This window comes from Cryobacterium fucosi, from assembly GCF_004403515.1.
GTDB lineage: Bacteria > Actinomycetota > Actinomycetes > Actinomycetales > Microbacteriaceae > Cryobacterium > Cryobacterium fucosi.
This window is the reverse complement of record NZ_SOHH01000089.1, coordinates 1-15,280: the sequence shown is the minus strand read 5'-3', so window position 1 is coordinate 15,280 and position 15,280 is coordinate 1. Positions and strand designations below refer to the sequence as shown.

The window sequence follows — 15,280 nt, the reverse complement described above, 5'->3', positions numbered from 1 at the left end:
GGAAGACATCGGGCGATTCGAGGCCGGCGCCGCGGCGGCCGCTGCGGCGCGCGCCGCCGGCACCGGGCCGGCCAAGCCGGCGCTGTACGTCTACCTCCCCACCGGCACGGGCGCCGGTGACACCGTCACCGACGCCGACGACGGGAGCACCGCGGGGCGCGGCACCACGGTGGAGGATGCCCGGGTCAAGCTCTACATGATGGAACCGAAGAGCCTCAGCCAGATCCTCCCGTTCCTGCAGAACCTCGGCATCGAGGTGCTCGACGAAGTGCCGTTCGAGATCAAGACCGCCGATGGCCGGGACTTCTACCTCTACGACCTGGGCCTGACCTACCCGCCAGGCGTCGACCCGATCGCGACCGGCGCCCTGTTGGCCGACTCCTTCGGTGCCGCCGTGAGCGGGGCCGCCGAGTCGGACGGCCTCGACCGGCTGGTGCTCACGGAGGGACTTCCCTGGCACCGGGTCGTCATCCTCCGCAGCTACGCCAAGTACCTGCGCCAGGCCGGCAACACGAACTCCTACGGTTTCGTCGCCGACACCCTGCTCGCCAACCCCGCCGTCACCGGCGGGCTGGTCTCCCTGTTCGAGGCCCGGTTCGACCCGGACCTGGCCGAGGGCGAGCGCATCCGTCGTTCCGCGGAGATCCGAGGCCGGCTCGCCGCGTCGATGGAGCAGGTCGCCACCCTCGACGCCGACCGGATCCTGCGCACCCTGATCAACCTGATCGAGGCGACGCTGCGCACGAACTACTTCCAGGGCAAGCCCTACCTGAGCGTGAAGCTCGACCCGACGGCGATCGAACTGCTGCCGTTCCCGCGGCCGAAATACGAGATCTGGGTGTACTCGCCGCGGGTGGAGGGCGTGCACCTGCGCTTCGGCAAGGTCGCCCGCGGCGGGCTGCGCTGGTCGGATCGGCGGGAGGACTTCCGCACCGAGGTGCTCGGCCTGGTCAAGGCGCAGACGGTCAAGAACGCGGTGATCGTGCCGACCGGCGCGAAGGGCGGATTCTTTGCCAAGCAGCTCCCGGACCCGGCCGTCGACCGTGGCGCCTGGATGGCCGAGGGTGTCGAGAGCTACAAGACCTTCATCCGCGGGCTGCTCGACCTCACCGACAATCTCGTCACGACCGCCGACGGGGAGCAGCTCGTGCCGCCCAGCCGGGTGGTGCGCCACGACGACGACGATTCCTACTTGGTGGTCGCCGCCGACAAGGGCACGGCGACGTTCTCCGACATCGCCAACGGGCTGGCCGCCGAATACGGTTTCTGGCTTGGCGACGCGTTCGCCTCCGGCGGCTCGATCGGCTACGACCACAAGGTGATGGGCATCACCGCCCGTGGCGCCTGGGAGTCGGTCAAACGACACTTCAGCGAGCTCGGCGTCGACACCCAGACCGAGGACTTCACCGTCGTCGGCGTCGGCGACATGTCCGGGGACGTGTTCGGCAACGGTATGCTCCTCTCCGAGCACATCAAGCTGATCGCGGCGTTCGACCACCGCCACATCTTCCTGGACCCGAATCCGGATGCTCACGTGTCCTTCGCCGAACGGCGCCGGCTGTTCGCCCTGCCGCGCTCCTCCTGGGCCGACTACTCCGCGAGCCTGATCAGCGCCGGCGGCGGGGTCTACCCGCGCCAGGCCAAGGTCGTGCCGATCTCCCCGGAGGTGCAGGTGGCCCTCGGGCTCCCCGACGGCACCACCCTGCTGAGCCCGCCGGAGCTGCTCCGGGCGATCCTGATGGCGCCCGCCGACCTGCTCTACAACGGCGGCATCGGCACCTACGTCAAGGCCGGCACGGAGACGGCCGCGCAGGTCGGCGACAAGGCCAACGACGCCATCCGGGTGGACGGCCGTGACCTGCGGGTGAAGGTCGTCGGCGAGGGCGGAAATCTCGGCCTGACCCAGCGGGGCCGGATCGAGGCTGCCCTGCACGGCGTCATCCTGAACACCGACGCGATCGACAACTCGGCCGGGGTGGACTGCTCCGACCACGAGGTGAACATCAAGATCTTCGTCGACCGGATGGTCGCGGCCGGCAAGCTCGACGAGGACGACCGGGCGGAGTTCCTCGCCGACATGTCCGACGAGGTGGGCCGACTGGTTCTCGAGGACAACATCGACCAGAACATCCTGCTGCTCAACGACCGGGTCAAGGTGGCCACCTGGAGCCCCAGCTACGAACGCCTGATGGACCGGCTGGAGGCGACAGGAGACCTCAAACGCGACCTGGAGGCACTGCCGACGACGCTGGTGCTGCGGGACCGGCTCGAGCAGGGCCTCGGGCAGGGGCTCACCTCGCCCGAACTGTCGGTGCTGGCGGCATACGGCAAGATCGACCTGGCCACGGCGTTGCGGGACAGCGACCTGGCCGACGACCCGTGGTTCGGGCGCACCCTGCGCCGGTACTTCCCCCGGCAGTTGTCTGAGCGCTTCGATGCCGACCTGGACACGCATCCGCTGCGCCGGGAGATCATCGCCACGGTCGTAGCGAACGACATGATCAACCTCGGCGGGGTGACCTTCGCGTTCCGGGCGATCGAGGAGACCTCGGCGAACCAGGCCACGGTGGCGCGGGCGTTCGTGGCCCTGCGGGAGATCTTCGAGCTCGACGTGATGGTCGACGAGCTCAACGCTTTGCCGTCGTCGTTCCCGACCGAGCACTGGACCGCGATCCACCTGGACATGCGACGTCTGCTCGACCGGGCGGTGCGCTGGCAGGTCAACCAGGGCGCGGCACGGCCGGTGGGCGAGGTCGTCGCCCAGTACAAGCCGCAGATCGACCAGGTGCGGGCCCGGCTGGTGGACTACCTGCAGGGCGGTGACCTGAAGCGGGTGAAGGCGCTGCTCGCCACGGCGAAGGCTTGGGGTCTGCCCGGGGATCTCGGCCGCCGGTGGGCCGAGCTGTTCGAGGTGTTCGCGCTGCTGGACGTGGCCAAGATCGCCGCCAACCTGGACGTGCCGATGGCCGATGTCGCGGGCGTCTACTACATGGTCTACGACCGATTCGGGGTGGACAACCTGCTCGAACGCATCACCGCGCTGCCGCGGAAGGACCGGTGGCAGGCGCTGGCCCGCGCCGCCCTCCGCGACGATCTGTATGCGACCGTGGCCGACATGACGGCGGCCGTGCTGGCCGAGACGGATGCCGGTGACGCCGAGGAGAGACTCCTCGCCTGGGAGGCGCTCAACGCCGAGCAGCTCGGCCGGGCCCGGAGCGTGTTCGAGGAGGTCAACGCCCTCGGCCAGGACGACATCGCCTCCCTGTCCGTCGTGGTGAGGCTGATGCGCTCGATCGTGCGCCGCTGACCTGCCGGTCGTGCGCCGCTGACCTGCCGATCGTGCGCCGCTGACCTGCCGCGCCGGCCCTCCGCCGGCCCGGAAGCCGTCGCCTGCGCACAACTCCTGCAGAAAAACACCGGCCGCCCCATGATCCCGCTCGTTCACGGGGTGGATCGGGCATCCGCCGCCGATTTGCAGGAGTTATGCACGGGGAAGGCGGGGAAGTCCGGGGGTCTGATGGGCGGGGCGGATGCCGGGGCCGCCGCGGCCGGCGCGTCAGTGGCCGCGCGCGATCCAGTCGGGGAGCTGGGCGGCTTCGGCGCCGATCGTGGTCCGCTCGCCGTGGCCGGTGAGCACGATGGTCTCCGGCGGGAGGGTGAGCAGCTTCGTGCTGATCGACTCGATGATCGTGGGGAAGTCGCTGAACGAGCGGCCGGTGGCGCCCGGTCCGCCTGCGAACAGGGTGTCCCCGCTGAACAGGGTGCCGAGCGCCGGCGCGTAGAAGCAGACGGCGCCGGGGGAGTGGCCGGGGGTGTGCAGCACCTGGAGGTCGATGCCGCCGATCGCGATGAGCTGCCCGTCGTCGAGCGGCCGGCTGGGCGGGGCATCCGGGTAGACCCGGTCCCAAAGCACCATGTCGTCGGGGTGCAGGTGGGTCGGGGCGTTGCGCGCGGCCTGCACCTGCATGGCGGCGCCGATGTGGTCGTCGTGCGCGTGGGTGCAGAGGATGCCGACCAGCCTGCGGTCGCCGATCGCGGCGAGGATCGCGTCGGTGTCGTGCGCCGGGTCGATGACGACGCATTCGGCGTCGTCGCCGATGATCCACACGTTGTTGTCGACGGCCCAGGTTCCGCCGTCGAGGCTGAACGAGCCCGAGGTGACGAGGTGGTCGATGTGCGCGGACATCAGAGCACGACCACGGAGCGCAGGACCTCGCCCCGGGCCATCTTGCCGAAGGCCTCCTCGATCTGGCCGATGCCGATCCGTTCGCTGACGAACTGGTCGAGCGGCAGGCGCCCCTGCAGGTACAGGTCGGTCAGCATCGGGAAGTCCCGCTCGGGCAGGCAGTCGCCGTACCAGGACGACTTGAGCGACCCGCCGCGGCCGAACATGTCGAGCAGCGGAATCTCGAGCATCATCTCGGGGGTGGGCACGCCCACCAGCACCACGGTGCCGGCCAGGTCTCGGGCGTAGAACGCCTGCCGCCAGGTCTCGGGGCGGCCGACCGCGTCGATGGCGACGTCCGCGCCGAAGCCGCCGGTGAGGGCCTGGACGGCCGCGACGACGCCGTCCTCGTCGAGGCCGGACGAGTCGATGGTGTGGGTCGCGCCGAGCTGTCGCGCCTGGGCGAGCTTCTTCGCATCGCGGTCGATCGCGATGATGACGGATGCCCCGGCCAGCCGGGACCCGACGATCGCCGCGTTGCCCACGCCGCCGCATCCGATCACGGCGACCGAGTCGCCGTGGCTCACGTTGCCCGTGTTCATGGCGGCACCGATCCCGGCCATGATGCCGCAGCCGAGGAGGCCGACCGCCGCGGGATCCGCCGCCGGGTCGACCCTGGTGCACTGCTTCGCGTGCACGAGGGTCTTCTCCGCGAAGGCACCGATGCCGAGCGCCGGGCTGAGTTCGGTGCCGTCGGTGAGGGTCATCTTCTGGGTGGCGTTGCAGGTGTTGAAGCAGTACCAGGGTTCGGCCCGCGTGCAGGCCCGGCACTCGCCGCAGACGGCGCGCCAGTTGAGCACGACGAAGTCGCCGACCTCCACGTTGGTGACGCCGGCGCCGATCACGCTGACCCGGCCGGCGGCCTCGTGGCCGAGCAGGAAGGGGAAATCGTCGTTGATTCCGCCCTCCTGGTAATGGAAGTCGGTGTGGCAGACACCGCAGGTTTCAATGTCGACGATGACCTCGCCTGGGCCGGGGTCTGGAATCACGATGTCGACGAGCTCGACGGGTGCGCCCTTCGATCGAGCGATGACGCCGTGAACGGTAGTCGACATGGAACTCCAAATCTTCGCCTCAGCAGGCGATCGGGGAATCCACACAGACTACCCAACCGCCCTGGCACCAGGCCGACTCGGCACCGACTCGGGTCGGCAGGCGATCGGGACGACAACCCAGTGCCTGTGCGCGTCAGGTGGCGAATTCCTGGCAGCCGCTGCACCACCAATGACCGGCAACGGGCTCCATGATCTCGAAGCAGGTAATGCAGGTCGGCCTCGGCAGGAACTCGTCCGGGTTCATGGTGGATCTCTATCTCGAATTGAGAGGCGACTCCCCAGACCGAATCGGACTTTCGCTCATGTTCAGGATAGGCGGACCGGGAACCTCCTGTCCAGCGGCGCGCGGCTCCGGCCGCGCCTGACGGTACCCACCGTGGTCCGGGGGCAGAGTTTGGGGGTAGTGCCGAGGTGCCCGCCAATTGCCCGGATCGGTCACCGTTCGGGCCGAAACCCCCGTACCGTTGAAATGTGGTCTTCGAGCATGGGTCTTGAAGCGGTGGGGGCCACGAAATACGAAAGGTTTTTTCGCTTGAGCGACGAATGTATCCACGGACTTGAAGGCGGTCTCTGCGCCCTGTGTTTCCCGAAGGCCGCGCCTGAAATCGCGGCGACTGTGCCGTCGCCCCGGGCCAGCCGGGCCAAGTCATCCCGTGCCCCGTCGCTGCGGAGCTCGCCGTCACCGCGCACAGTGACCTTGGGCGCGCCGAAGCCGGTGGGGTCTACCAGGGTTGTCGGCACGGCCAAGGCCGTCGCCGACAACGTCGGCGAGCAGCGCATCTATCACGTCACCCACATTCGCAACCTGGCCGGCATCCTCGAAAGCGGCGCCCTGCTGGCCGACACGAGCGAGGCCTGGACCACGCGCCCGGTCGTCGACATCTCGTCGGTGCCGAACCGGGACGCCCGCCGTATCGCGCTGGTCGCGGGCGACGGCAGCGCGAGCGTGGCCGGCTATGTTCCGTTCTTCCTGTCGCCGAACGCGCGGCTCTGGGACGGACTCCTCACCGGCACGGCAGATCCCCGCCTCTCCGTCGACGCGCACACCGCCGAGATCTTCGATTTCGTCATCCTGGTCAGCACGGTCAAGAAGCTTCGTGACGCCCAGGCCGTGGCCGAGGACATGGCCGTCGCAGCAGTCGCGGTGACCGACGGCGACGCAGCCGGCACTCTGACCCGCATCGGCGCCACACCGGAGACCTCCGATTCCCTGCTCCGCCGCCTGCGGGCGGATGCGGAGTCCGACGCGATCCTGCGCGCAGAACTGCTGGTCGCCGAGACGTTCCCGTTCGACCTGGTCACTCTCGTCGGCGTGGCCAACGACAAGGTGCGCGATGAGGTGCGGGGCATCCTCTCAGCCTCGGCGCACAAGCCGAAGGTCGCTGTGTACCCGCCGTGGTTCCACGCCGTCGAGGCGGCGACCGAGCTGTAGCCCGCGAACGTCCCGCCCAGCAGCCAGACGAGCACGAGCACGACCGGCAGGCGGAAGACGAACTGCAGGACGGTGAACCCGACGTCGCGCCTGCGTCACACCTGGTGCGCCGGCGTCAGGTGGCCGCGTGCACGTCTTCCTCGGTTTCCTCGGTGCGGAACGACGCGCCGCGGGCCGTCAGCCAGGCCGCCAGCTCGCCGGCCGGCACCGGGCGGGAGATGAAGTATCCCTGGGCCTGGTCGCAGCCGAAGAGGGACAGTTCGCTCAGCGCGTCGGCGGTCTCGACTCCCTCGGCCACCATCCGGAGATCGAGGGAGTGGGCAAGGTCGATCGTGGAGGCCACCAGGGCGGCCGCGCGCGGGTCATCCTGCATCGGGGTGAGGAATGACCGGTCGAGCTTGAGCTCGTCGATCGGCAGGTCGCGCAGGTAAGCCAGCGAGCTGTAGCCGGTGCCGAAGTCGTCGATCGAGATGCGCACGCCTGTCGCACGCAGACGGGTGAGGCTGGCGCGGGCGAGGTCGTAGTCCTGCATCAGGTATTCCTCGGTGATTTCGAGGATGAGCACGGATGCCGGCAGCCCGCGGGCCTCGAGCATGGAGGCGATCCGCTCGGGCAGTGCCGCGTCGAGAAGGGAGCTGGGGGACAGGTTGACGGAGATCGACAGCCGGATCTGGCGCAGCATCCACACCGCCGCCTGGTCGAGGGCCTGGGCGAGGAGCACGTGGGTCATCTCGTGCATCAACCCGGCCTCCTCGACCAGCGAAAGGAAGTCCCCGGGCTGGAGCAGACCGCGGTAGGGGTGGTTCCAGCGCACGAGGGCCTCGACGCCGCGTACTTCGCCGGTGGTCAGCTCGAGCTTCGGCTGATAGTGCAGCACCAGCTGGTCGGTCTTGATGGCCACCCGCAGCTCATGCAGGGTGCGCAGCCGGGTGCCGAAGTCGCTGTCGTCGGCGCTCGTGTACACGTGGTACCCGGTGCGGGAGGACTTGGCCTTGTACATCGCCATGTCGGCCTTGCGCAGCAGTCCGCCCAGATCGTCGCCCTGGTCCGGGTAGCAGGCGATCCCGATGCTCACATTGGTCTGCAGGGCGATGCCCTCCAGCATGAAGGTCTCGGCGATGGCCGCGCGCAGCACGATGGCCGTGATGACCGCGTCGTCGGGGTCGGCCCTCGCGAGGAGGACGGCGAACTCGTCTCCGCCGAGCCTGGAGAGCAGGTCGCCGGGGCCGAGCTGGCGGGTCAGCCGGAGGCCGACCTGGATCAGCAGACGGTCTCCGACGTCGTGTCCGAGGCTGTCGTTGACCTCCTTGAACCGGTCGAGGTCCATCAGGAGCAGCGCGGTGCCGGTCCCGGAGGCGGCCGCGAGCCGCACGGTCGCCTCGGAGTAGAGCGCCCGCCGGTTGGGCAGCCCGGTCAGTTCGTCGGTGCGGGCCTGGTGACGAAGCACCCGCTGCCGGAAGGCCAGCGGCACGGTGGCCAGGGTCATCGTGAGCGCCGCCAGCACCACGGCGAGGGTCGACACGTGTGTGCGGGTACCGAGGATGAGCACGGCGAGTCCGGCGGCCGTGGCGAGGCCGGGCATGAGCAGGGCCGAGCCGGCGAGGGGAGCGCGACTTCGGGCGCCTTCCGGGCGTCCGGAGGCGTGCACCCAGAGCGCGATCAGCGCCAGCCCGCCGGCCCAGGCGATCTCCAGGGGGGCGCGGGGGAGGGAGAGAGCGCCGGAATCGGTGAGGAAGTAGGTGATGTCGGCGCCGGTGAACACGGCCAGGCCGGTGACCAGCAGCATCCACCGCCGGCCGACGAAGAGACCGCGTGAGGTGGCCAGGCCGGCGAGTGCGGCCGCCAGGAGGATGTCCAGCACGGCGTAGGCCGTCACGATCGTGCCGCCGAGCGTTTCGGGGCCGTCGGTCGCGGACTCCGCCAGGGGGCCGAGCATGACGACCAGGAGGGTGGCGGTGCCGGATGCCCCGACGGCGCAGTCGAGCAGCACGGTGCGGGGGAGACCCCGGAGCTGCCGGTGCACCAGCACGCCGAGCGCGCCCAGCATCAGCGTGTAGAAGACCAGGTAGCCCGCGTCCGCGGGCGACGGGAACGGCGGGGCGCCACTGTTGTGAACCACGAAGTAGAAGTAGCTGTCGGCGACGGCGTTCACCGTGATCCCGGCGGTGGCGAGGATCATCTCGCCGCGCCGCCGGCCTACCCTGAGCAGCGCCAGCCAGCAGACGATGGCCGGCAACCAGCGGGTGAGTGTCGCGGCCACGTTGTCGAACAGCTCGCTTTCGGCGTCGCCCTTGAGCAACAGCCCGACCGTGTATGCGGCGAGCAGGGAGCCGAGCAGCCAGGCCGGCCAACTTGCATGCCAGCGGACGGCGGCGGCCAGCGCGGACTTCGTCATGTGTTGCGCTTTCGGTCGCACTGGATCCCCCATTCTTGCCTCACCTTAGCGGCGCATGGGACCGGGTCTGTGCCCGCGCGCCGGGGAGAAGTCAGATGACGCCGAGTGACAGTTGTTCCCCGGCCGGCAGTTGCACCCGGATTTCGTCGCCGGCGGCCACGGTGCCGCCCTGCACGACGATGCCCATCACGCCGGCCTTGCGCACGACCTGGCCGGAGGCATCCTTGCTGATGAGCGTTTTCATCAGGCCTTTTTGGAAGCCGTTGATCTCGGAGCACGGACTGCGCAGCCCTGTGACCTGCACAACGGCGTCGTCGCCGAGGTGCAGGCGGGCGCCGAGCGGCAGAGTGATCAGGTCGATGCCGAGGGTCGTGACGTTCTCGCCGAGCTCGCCGGGGGTCACCTGGTAGCCGAGCGTCGTCAGCTCCGCGAAGAGTTCGGCCGGAATGAGGTGCACCTGGGTGAGGTTGGGGGCGGTCGGATCCCGGGCGAGGAGGTATCGGTGCTGCACCGTTGCGCCGGCGTGGGCGTCACCCTCGACGCCGCAACCTTCGATCAGACGGATGCTGTCGACGACGGGCTTGCTGAACCGGTGCCGGTCATCGCGACTCACCGACACGACCGCGCTCTGCCCACTCGGATTCATGCGCTCGAGTCTGCCATACGCGCGCCGCTGCCCCTCCCGGCGCACGTTAGGGAAGCGGGCGGGCCGTGGAGCGTGCGCCCGCTTCCCCAACCTGCGCCGGGAGCGGGAGCGGAGTCCCCGCGCGACGGCGCCCGGTTCAGGAGCCGCCGCGAACGATCGCCGTGACCTTGCGGTCCGCCAGCCAGACATTCAGTTCCTCGGCGGGAACCGGGCGGGAGACAAGGTAACCCTGCGCGGAGTCGCAGCCGAAGCGCACGAGTTCGTCGTAGGCGACGCTGTTCTCGACTCCCTCGGCCACCATCTGCAATCCCAGGCTGTGGGCCAGGGCGATCGCGGAGGAGACCAGGGTGGCGGCCCGCTCGTCGTCGATCATCGGGAAGACGAAGGACTGATCGAGCTTGAGCTCGTCGATGGGCAGGTCGCGCAGGTAGGCGAGCGAGCTGTAGCCGGTGCCGAAGTCGTCGACGGCGATGCGGACGCCGAGGGCTCGCAACCGGGTGAGGATGTCCCTGGCCCGTTCTCGGTCGTTCAACAGGAACTCCTCGGTGACCTCGAGGGTCAGCACGGATGCGGGCAGGCCGCGGGACCCGATCATGGCGCCGATCCGGTCGGGAAGATCACGGTCGACCAGGGAGCTGGCCGACAGGTTCACGGCGATCGTGAGAAGTTCTCCCTGGGCTCTCCAGAGCACGGCCTGGTCGAGGGCCTTGGTCAGCACGATCTGGGTGAGGGCGTGCATCAGTCCGGCCTCTTCGACCAGCTCGAGGAAATGCTCCGGAAGGAGCAGACCGCGGGTCGGGTGATTCCAGCGCACAAGGACCTCGACGCCCTGGACGTTGCCCGAGGCCAGGTCGACCTTCGGCTGATAGTGCAGCTCGAGTTCGTCGTCGCCGATGGCGGAGCGCAACTCCTGCAGGGTACGCAGGCGCACGTCGCCGTGACTGTCGTCGTCGCTCTGGTAAACGTGGTGCCCGCTCCGCGTCGACTTGGCCTTGTACATGGCCATGTCGGCCTTGCGCATCAGCGATGTGACGTCGTGTCCCTGGTCGGGGTGCACGGCGATGCCCATGCTCGCGCTGGAATGCAGCGTGATCCCCTCGAGCAGGAAGGGTTCGGCCAGCGCCGCTCGAAGCTTGGCGGCGACGAAGACGGCTTCGTCATGGCCGGAGTCGGCCAGCAGCACCGCGAACTCATCGCCGCCCAGCCGGGCCAGCAGATCGGTGGCGCGCAGCGATCCGGCCAGGCGCACGCCCACCTGCACCAGCAGGCGGTCGCCCACATCGTGCCCAAGGCTGTCATTGACCTCCTTGAACCGGTCGAGGTCGAGGAGCAGCAGGGCGCTGTGCCTGCCGCCGTCGAGGGCGCCGAGCCGGCCGGGCACGTCGGCGTAGAACGCGCGGCGGTTGGGCAACCCGGTGAGGTCGTCGGTGCGGGAGAGCACCCGGAGCACCCGCTGCCTGCCGATGAGCGGGATGGTCGCCACGGCCATCGTCAAGCTTGCCAGCACGACGGCCAGGCCCGAAACCGGAACCTGGCTGGCCAGGATGAGCACGCCGAGGCCGGTCAGGATGGAGACCGTCGGCACGGCCACCGCCGAGACGCTTCCGGTGCTGCGGCCCGACGCCGAGCGGGGAACACCCGAGCGGTCGACCCACAGGGTGATCAGGGCGAGCGCGATCACCCAGGTGGCGTCGAGGGGCGTGCCGATCACATAGAGGTCAGGGGCGAGCGCGAACACCACGTCGGCGCCCGCGAAGATCAGCAGTCCGGAAACGAGGAGGATCCAGCGGCGGCCCGATTCCGGCCCGTGCGACGCGACGATCCCCGCGACGGAGGCGAGGAGGAGCAGATCCAGCATCGGGTAAGCGATTGAGACCGCGGTGCCGAGGGACGGCGGGTTCGCTGCGGCGGCGTTGAGGACGGGGGTCAACAGCACCGCGAGAAGCGAGGCGGCACCGAGTGAGCCGACGACGCTGTCGAGGATCATCGACCTGGTGGAGCCACGCAGCTGCCGCCGGACGAGCACGATGAGGGAGGCCAGGAACAGAACGTAAAAGAGGAGATACCCCGCGTCGGCCGCCGAGGGGAAGGTGGCGAAGTCGGTCCCGTGCTGGATCAGCTCGAAGGTGTCGCCGAGGGTGTTCGCGGTCACCGCCGCTGCGGCGAGGAGGACTTCTGGGCGTCCGTGGCCCTCCCGGCGCCCCGGACCGGTTCGACGGCCCCGGCCCGCCCGGTAGGCGGCGGCCCAGCACACGGCCACGAGGGCCCATGCGGAGATCATGGCCAGGAATCCGTCGACGAACGGGTTGAAGCCGGCATCCGGGACCATGAGGCCGACCACGTAGGCGAGCACCAGCCCCCCCATGACCCAGAGCGACCAGCGCCGCCGCAGCGGCGTGGGCACGACGGCGTCGGCAGGCAGGCCGGCATCCGGTTGAGGCTTCGTCACGTTCCCTGTTGCGCCGGCGCCCGGCTTCCGGCGGCTCATTCGGTGCTCGCCGAGATCTCGCGCCGGGCCAGCCACTGGTCAAGGTCGGCGGCCGGGATCGGGCGGCAGATGAAGTAGCCCTGGGCGTAGTCGCAGCCGTAGCGCACCAGCTCGTCGTAGGCGACGCCGTTCTCGACGCCCTCGGCCACCATCCGCAGTCCCAGGCCATGGGCCAGGTCGATGGTGGAGGCGACGAGGGCGGCGGCCCTGGCGTCGTCGGCCATCGGGAAGACGAAGGACTGGTCGAGCTTGAGCTCGTCGATGGGCAGGTCGCGCAGGTAGGCGAGCGAGCTGTAGCCGGTGCCGAAGTCGTCGACGGAGATCCGGATGCCGCCGGCACGCAGCCGGGTCAGGATCTCCCTGGCCCGGTCCCGGTCGGCCATCAGGAACTCCTCGGTGATCTCCAGGGTAAGAGCGGATGCGGGCAGGCCGCGGCTCTCGATCATCGCCGCGACCCGCACGGGCAGTTCGGCGTCGACCAGGGAACTGGCCGACAGGTTCACCGCGACCGTGAGAGAGCGGCCGGCGGCCAGCCACACGGCGGCCTGGTCGAGTGCCTGCCGCATCACCACCTGGGTGAGCGTGTGCATCAGGCCGGCCTCCTCCGCCATGGCGAGGAACTGGTCGGGAAAGAGCAGACCCCGGGTGGGGTGGTTCCAACGAACGAGGGCTTCGACCCCGTTCACCTTGCCCGTCCCCAGCTCGACCTTGGGCTGGTAGTGCAGCACGAGCTGGTCCTCGGTCAGCGCGATCCGCAGCTCCTGCAGCGTGCGGAGCCGGGTGGCGCCATGGCTGTTGTCCGCGCTGCGGTAGACGTGGTGCCCGCTGTGGCCCGACTTCGCCTTGTACATGGCCATGTCGGCTTTTCGCAGCAGTCCGGTGAGGTCGTCGCCCTGCTCAGGGTACAAAGCGATGCCGATGCTCGCGCTGGTCTGCAGGGCGATTCCCTCGAGGGTGAAGGGCGCCGCCAGCGCGGTGCGCAGCCGGAGCGCGGCGGCCTCTGCCTCGAGCCGGTCGGAGTCGTTGAGCAGGATCGCGAATTCGTCGCCGCCCAACCGGGCGAGGAAGTCTCCGGGACCCAGCTCCGAGGCCAGGCGGGAGCCGACCTGGATCAGCAGCCGGTCGCCGGCGTCGTGGCCGAGGCTGTCATTGACCTCCTTGAATCGGTCAAGGTCGAGAAGCATCAGCGCGCACGGCTGCGTGCGGGCGGTCGCGAGTCGCCCGGCGACGGCGGTGTACAACGCCCGGCGATTGGGCAGGCCGGTGAGGTCGTCCGTGCGCAGCTGGCGTCGGAGAATCAACTGACGGGAGACCAGCGGCAGCGCGGCCAGGCCGAGCGTCGCAGCCGACAGGGCGACCGCGAGGGGTGCGACCGGCAGCTGGCTCGACAGCACGAGCACGCCGAGTGCCGCGACGGTCGACACCGCGGGCAGGGCGAGGGCGGCGGCGCTGTGCGCCGCGTGGCCGAGCACCGCATCCGGGCGGGTGGACGAGTCGAGCCAGACCGCGACGAGGGCAAGACCGATCACCCAGCCTGCATCCAGCGGGGTGCCGATGACATACCGGTCGCTGATCATCGCGAACACGATCTCGGTGGACGAGAAGATCATCAGGCCGAAGACCAGGAGGATCCACCGACGGTCGGCGTTCGAGCTCTGCGACGCGGCGACTCCGCCGACGGCCACAGCGAGCAGCAGGCTGAACAGCGGGTAGGCGACCGCGAGGCTGCCCGTCGCATCCGGCGTGGCGTCGCCGATGGAGTCCAGGAACGGCGTCAGGAGCGCCGCGAGCACCGACGCCGTGCCCAGGGCGCCGACGGCGCTGTCCAGGAGCACCGACCAGGCCAGGCCGCGCGCCCTGCGGCGCACCAGCATCCCGATCACGATCGTCATCAGGGCGTAGAACAAGAGGTAGCCGAAGTTTGTCGGGGAGGGGAACGGCAACTCGTCGCCACTCATGTCCGCACGGAGGGCATAGGCATTCGCTGCCACGACGCCGGTCACGGCCACCGCGGTCAGCAGCAGTTCGCGGTGGCCGCGCCCGGCGCGGGCGACCGCCAGCCAGCAGACGGCCAGCAGCGCCAGCTGGGTGAGCATCGACAGGACGCCGTCGACGAGCACGTCGAAGTCGGGGCCGGGCAACAGCAGGGCGCCGGTGTAGGCGGTGACGAGCAGGCCCATGGCCCAGACCAGCCACATGCCGGACCGACCGAAGTACCTCAGTACCGGACCGCTAAGACGTGCGAAATCGTTCGACTGCATGGAGCTCCCGGCCTGACGTTTGTTCAGCGTAGCAGCGGGATGCCGCACAAGGGGCGAGGAAATGCACCGAGCCGGGCGCCGAGCCGAACGTCGAGCCGAACGTCGTCTGCATGAATTCCGAGGGGAGCCCGATGCGGCCTCCGGTCACTACGATTGAAGCAAAGCCGAGGCAGGACAAGCAGGAGGCGCTCATCATGACGGTACTCGTGGGGTTCTCGAGTAAGTACGGTGCGACCGAGGGGATCGCCGAGCGCATCGCGCGCAAGTTGCGCGAGGCCGGCCGCGACGCTGTCGCCCGGCCCGTGGCATCCGTGGAAAGGCCCGCGGACTACGACGCCTTCGTGCTCGGCAGTGCCGTCTACATGGGGTCGTGGCGCAAGGAGGCGACCGAGTTCGTGCGGGAAAACCTGGCGGCGCTCGCCGGCAAGCCGGTCTGGCTGTTCAGCAGCGGACCGCTCGGCATCGAAGCGAAGGATGCGGAGGGGCGCGACAAGCTGAAGGAGGCCGAACCGAAGCAGTTCGAGGAGTTCGGTGAGGCGCTGAGCCCGCGCGGGCGGCAGGTGTTCTTCGGCGCCCTCGACCCGAGCGTGCTCGGCCGCCGGGACCGGCTGGTGCGGCGCATCCCCTCGGGACGCGAGCTGCTGCCGGAGGGGGACTTCCGCGACTGGGCCGCGATCGACGAGTGGGCGGCCGGGATCGCCGAGGAGCTGGCGGCCGGCTGAGCCTGCCGCGGGTGCCGGCGCGGGCGCCTGCGTCGCCGTCGCCCGGGCTCAGGGCT

Annotated in this window: 9 protein-coding genes; 3 read left to right on the top strand and 6 right to left on the bottom strand. The window is 69.7% G+C overall.

Annotation, left to right across the window (positions count from 1 at the left end; genetic code table 11):
- The coding region (locus E3T48_RS13225; protein ID WP_134524512.1) for an NAD-glutamate dehydrogenase at window positions 1-3,307 on the top strand (3,307 nt) is incomplete at its 5' end.
- Window positions 3,308-3,556: 249 nt separating this feature from the next.
- On the opposite strand, the gene E3T48_RS13220 is transcribed toward E3T48_RS13225, so the two are convergent.
- Window positions 3,557-4,186: an MBL fold metallo-hydrolase gene (locus E3T48_RS13220; protein WP_134524511.1), complete on the bottom strand. Its 630-nt coding sequence runs from the start codon at window positions 4,184-4,186 to the stop codon at window positions 3,557-3,559.
- Window positions 4,186-5,280, bottom strand: a complete 1,095-nt coding sequence (locus tag E3T48_RS13215; protein ID WP_134524510.1) for an S-(hydroxymethyl)mycothiol dehydrogenase — start codon at window positions 5,278-5,280, stop codon at window positions 4,186-4,188. Before E3T48_RS13215 ends, E3T48_RS13220 begins: the two co-directional genes overlap by 1 nt.
- Before the next feature lie 715 nt (window positions 5,281-5,995).
- Here E3T48_RS13215 and E3T48_RS16825 point away from each other — a divergent pair.
- Window positions 5,996-6,712: a DarT ssDNA thymidine ADP-ribosyltransferase family protein gene (locus tag E3T48_RS16825; RefSeq protein WP_166789739.1), complete on the top strand. Its 717-nt coding sequence runs from the start codon at window positions 5,996-5,998 to the stop codon at window positions 6,710-6,712.
- A 115-nt stretch (window positions 6,713-6,827) separates the two neighbouring features.
- Here E3T48_RS16825 and E3T48_RS13205 read toward each other — a convergent pair whose 3' ends face one another.
- The 4 genes from E3T48_RS13205 to E3T48_RS13190 form a co-directional block, all read right to left on the bottom strand.
- Window positions 6,828-9,107, bottom strand: a complete 2,280-nt coding sequence (locus E3T48_RS13205) for a putative bifunctional diguanylate cyclase/phosphodiesterase (RefSeq protein ID WP_166789738.1) — start codon at window positions 9,105-9,107, stop codon at window positions 6,828-6,830.
- Between the two features lie 91 nt (window positions 9,108-9,198).
- A complete protein-coding gene (locus tag E3T48_RS13200) occupies window positions 9,199-9,753 on the bottom strand; it encodes an MOSC domain-containing protein (RefSeq protein ID WP_134524507.1) in 555 nt (184 codons plus the stop codon).
- A gap of 136 nt (window positions 9,754-9,889) precedes the next feature.
- The gene (locus E3T48_RS13195) at window positions 9,890-12,202 is read right to left on the bottom strand and encodes a putative bifunctional diguanylate cyclase/phosphodiesterase (protein WP_134524506.1); all 2,313 of its coding nucleotides are present in this window, start codon (window positions 12,200-12,202) and stop codon (window positions 9,890-9,892) included.
- Window positions 12,203-12,237: 35 nt separating this feature from the next.
- Window positions 12,238-14,502, bottom strand: a complete 2,265-nt coding sequence (locus E3T48_RS13190; RefSeq protein ID WP_134524505.1) for a putative bifunctional diguanylate cyclase/phosphodiesterase — start codon at window positions 14,500-14,502, stop codon at window positions 12,238-12,240.
- 194 nt (window positions 14,503-14,696) lie between these two features.
- On the opposite strand from E3T48_RS13190, the gene E3T48_RS13185 reads away from it, so the two are divergent.
- Window positions 14,697-15,224 (top strand): flavodoxin domain-containing protein, encoded by a 528-nt coding sequence (locus E3T48_RS13185; protein ID WP_134524504.1) that lies wholly within the window; start codon window positions 14,697-14,699, stop codon window positions 15,222-15,224.
- Window positions 15,225-15,280: the final 56 nt, after the last annotated feature.

What these genes read in the sequence shown, in the direction of transcription:
- E3T48_RS13220 (WP_134524511.1), bottom strand. Translation starts at nt 4,186, where the DNA reads ATGTCCGCGCACATCGACCACCTCGTCACCTCGGGCTCGTTCAGCCTC.
- E3T48_RS13215 (WP_134524510.1), bottom strand. Translation starts at nt 5,280, where the DNA reads ATGTCGACTACCGTTCACGGCGTCATCGCTCGATCGAAGGGCGCACCC.
- E3T48_RS13205 (WP_166789738.1), bottom strand. Translation starts at nt 9,107, where the DNA reads ATGACGAAGTCCGCGCTGGCCGCCGCCGTCCGCTGGCATGCAAGTTGG.
- E3T48_RS13200 (WP_134524507.1), bottom strand. Translation starts at nt 9,753, where the DNA reads ATGAATCCGAGTGGGCAGAGCGCGGTCGTGTCGGTGAGTCGCGATGAC.
- E3T48_RS13190 (WP_134524505.1), bottom strand. Translation starts at nt 14,502, where the DNA reads ATGCAGTCGAACGATTTCGCACGTCTTAGCGGTCCGGTACTGAGGTAC.
- E3T48_RS13185 (WP_134524504.1), top strand. Translation starts at nt 14,697, where the DNA reads ATGACGGTACTCGTGGGGTTCTCGAGTAAGTACGGTGCGACCGAGGGG.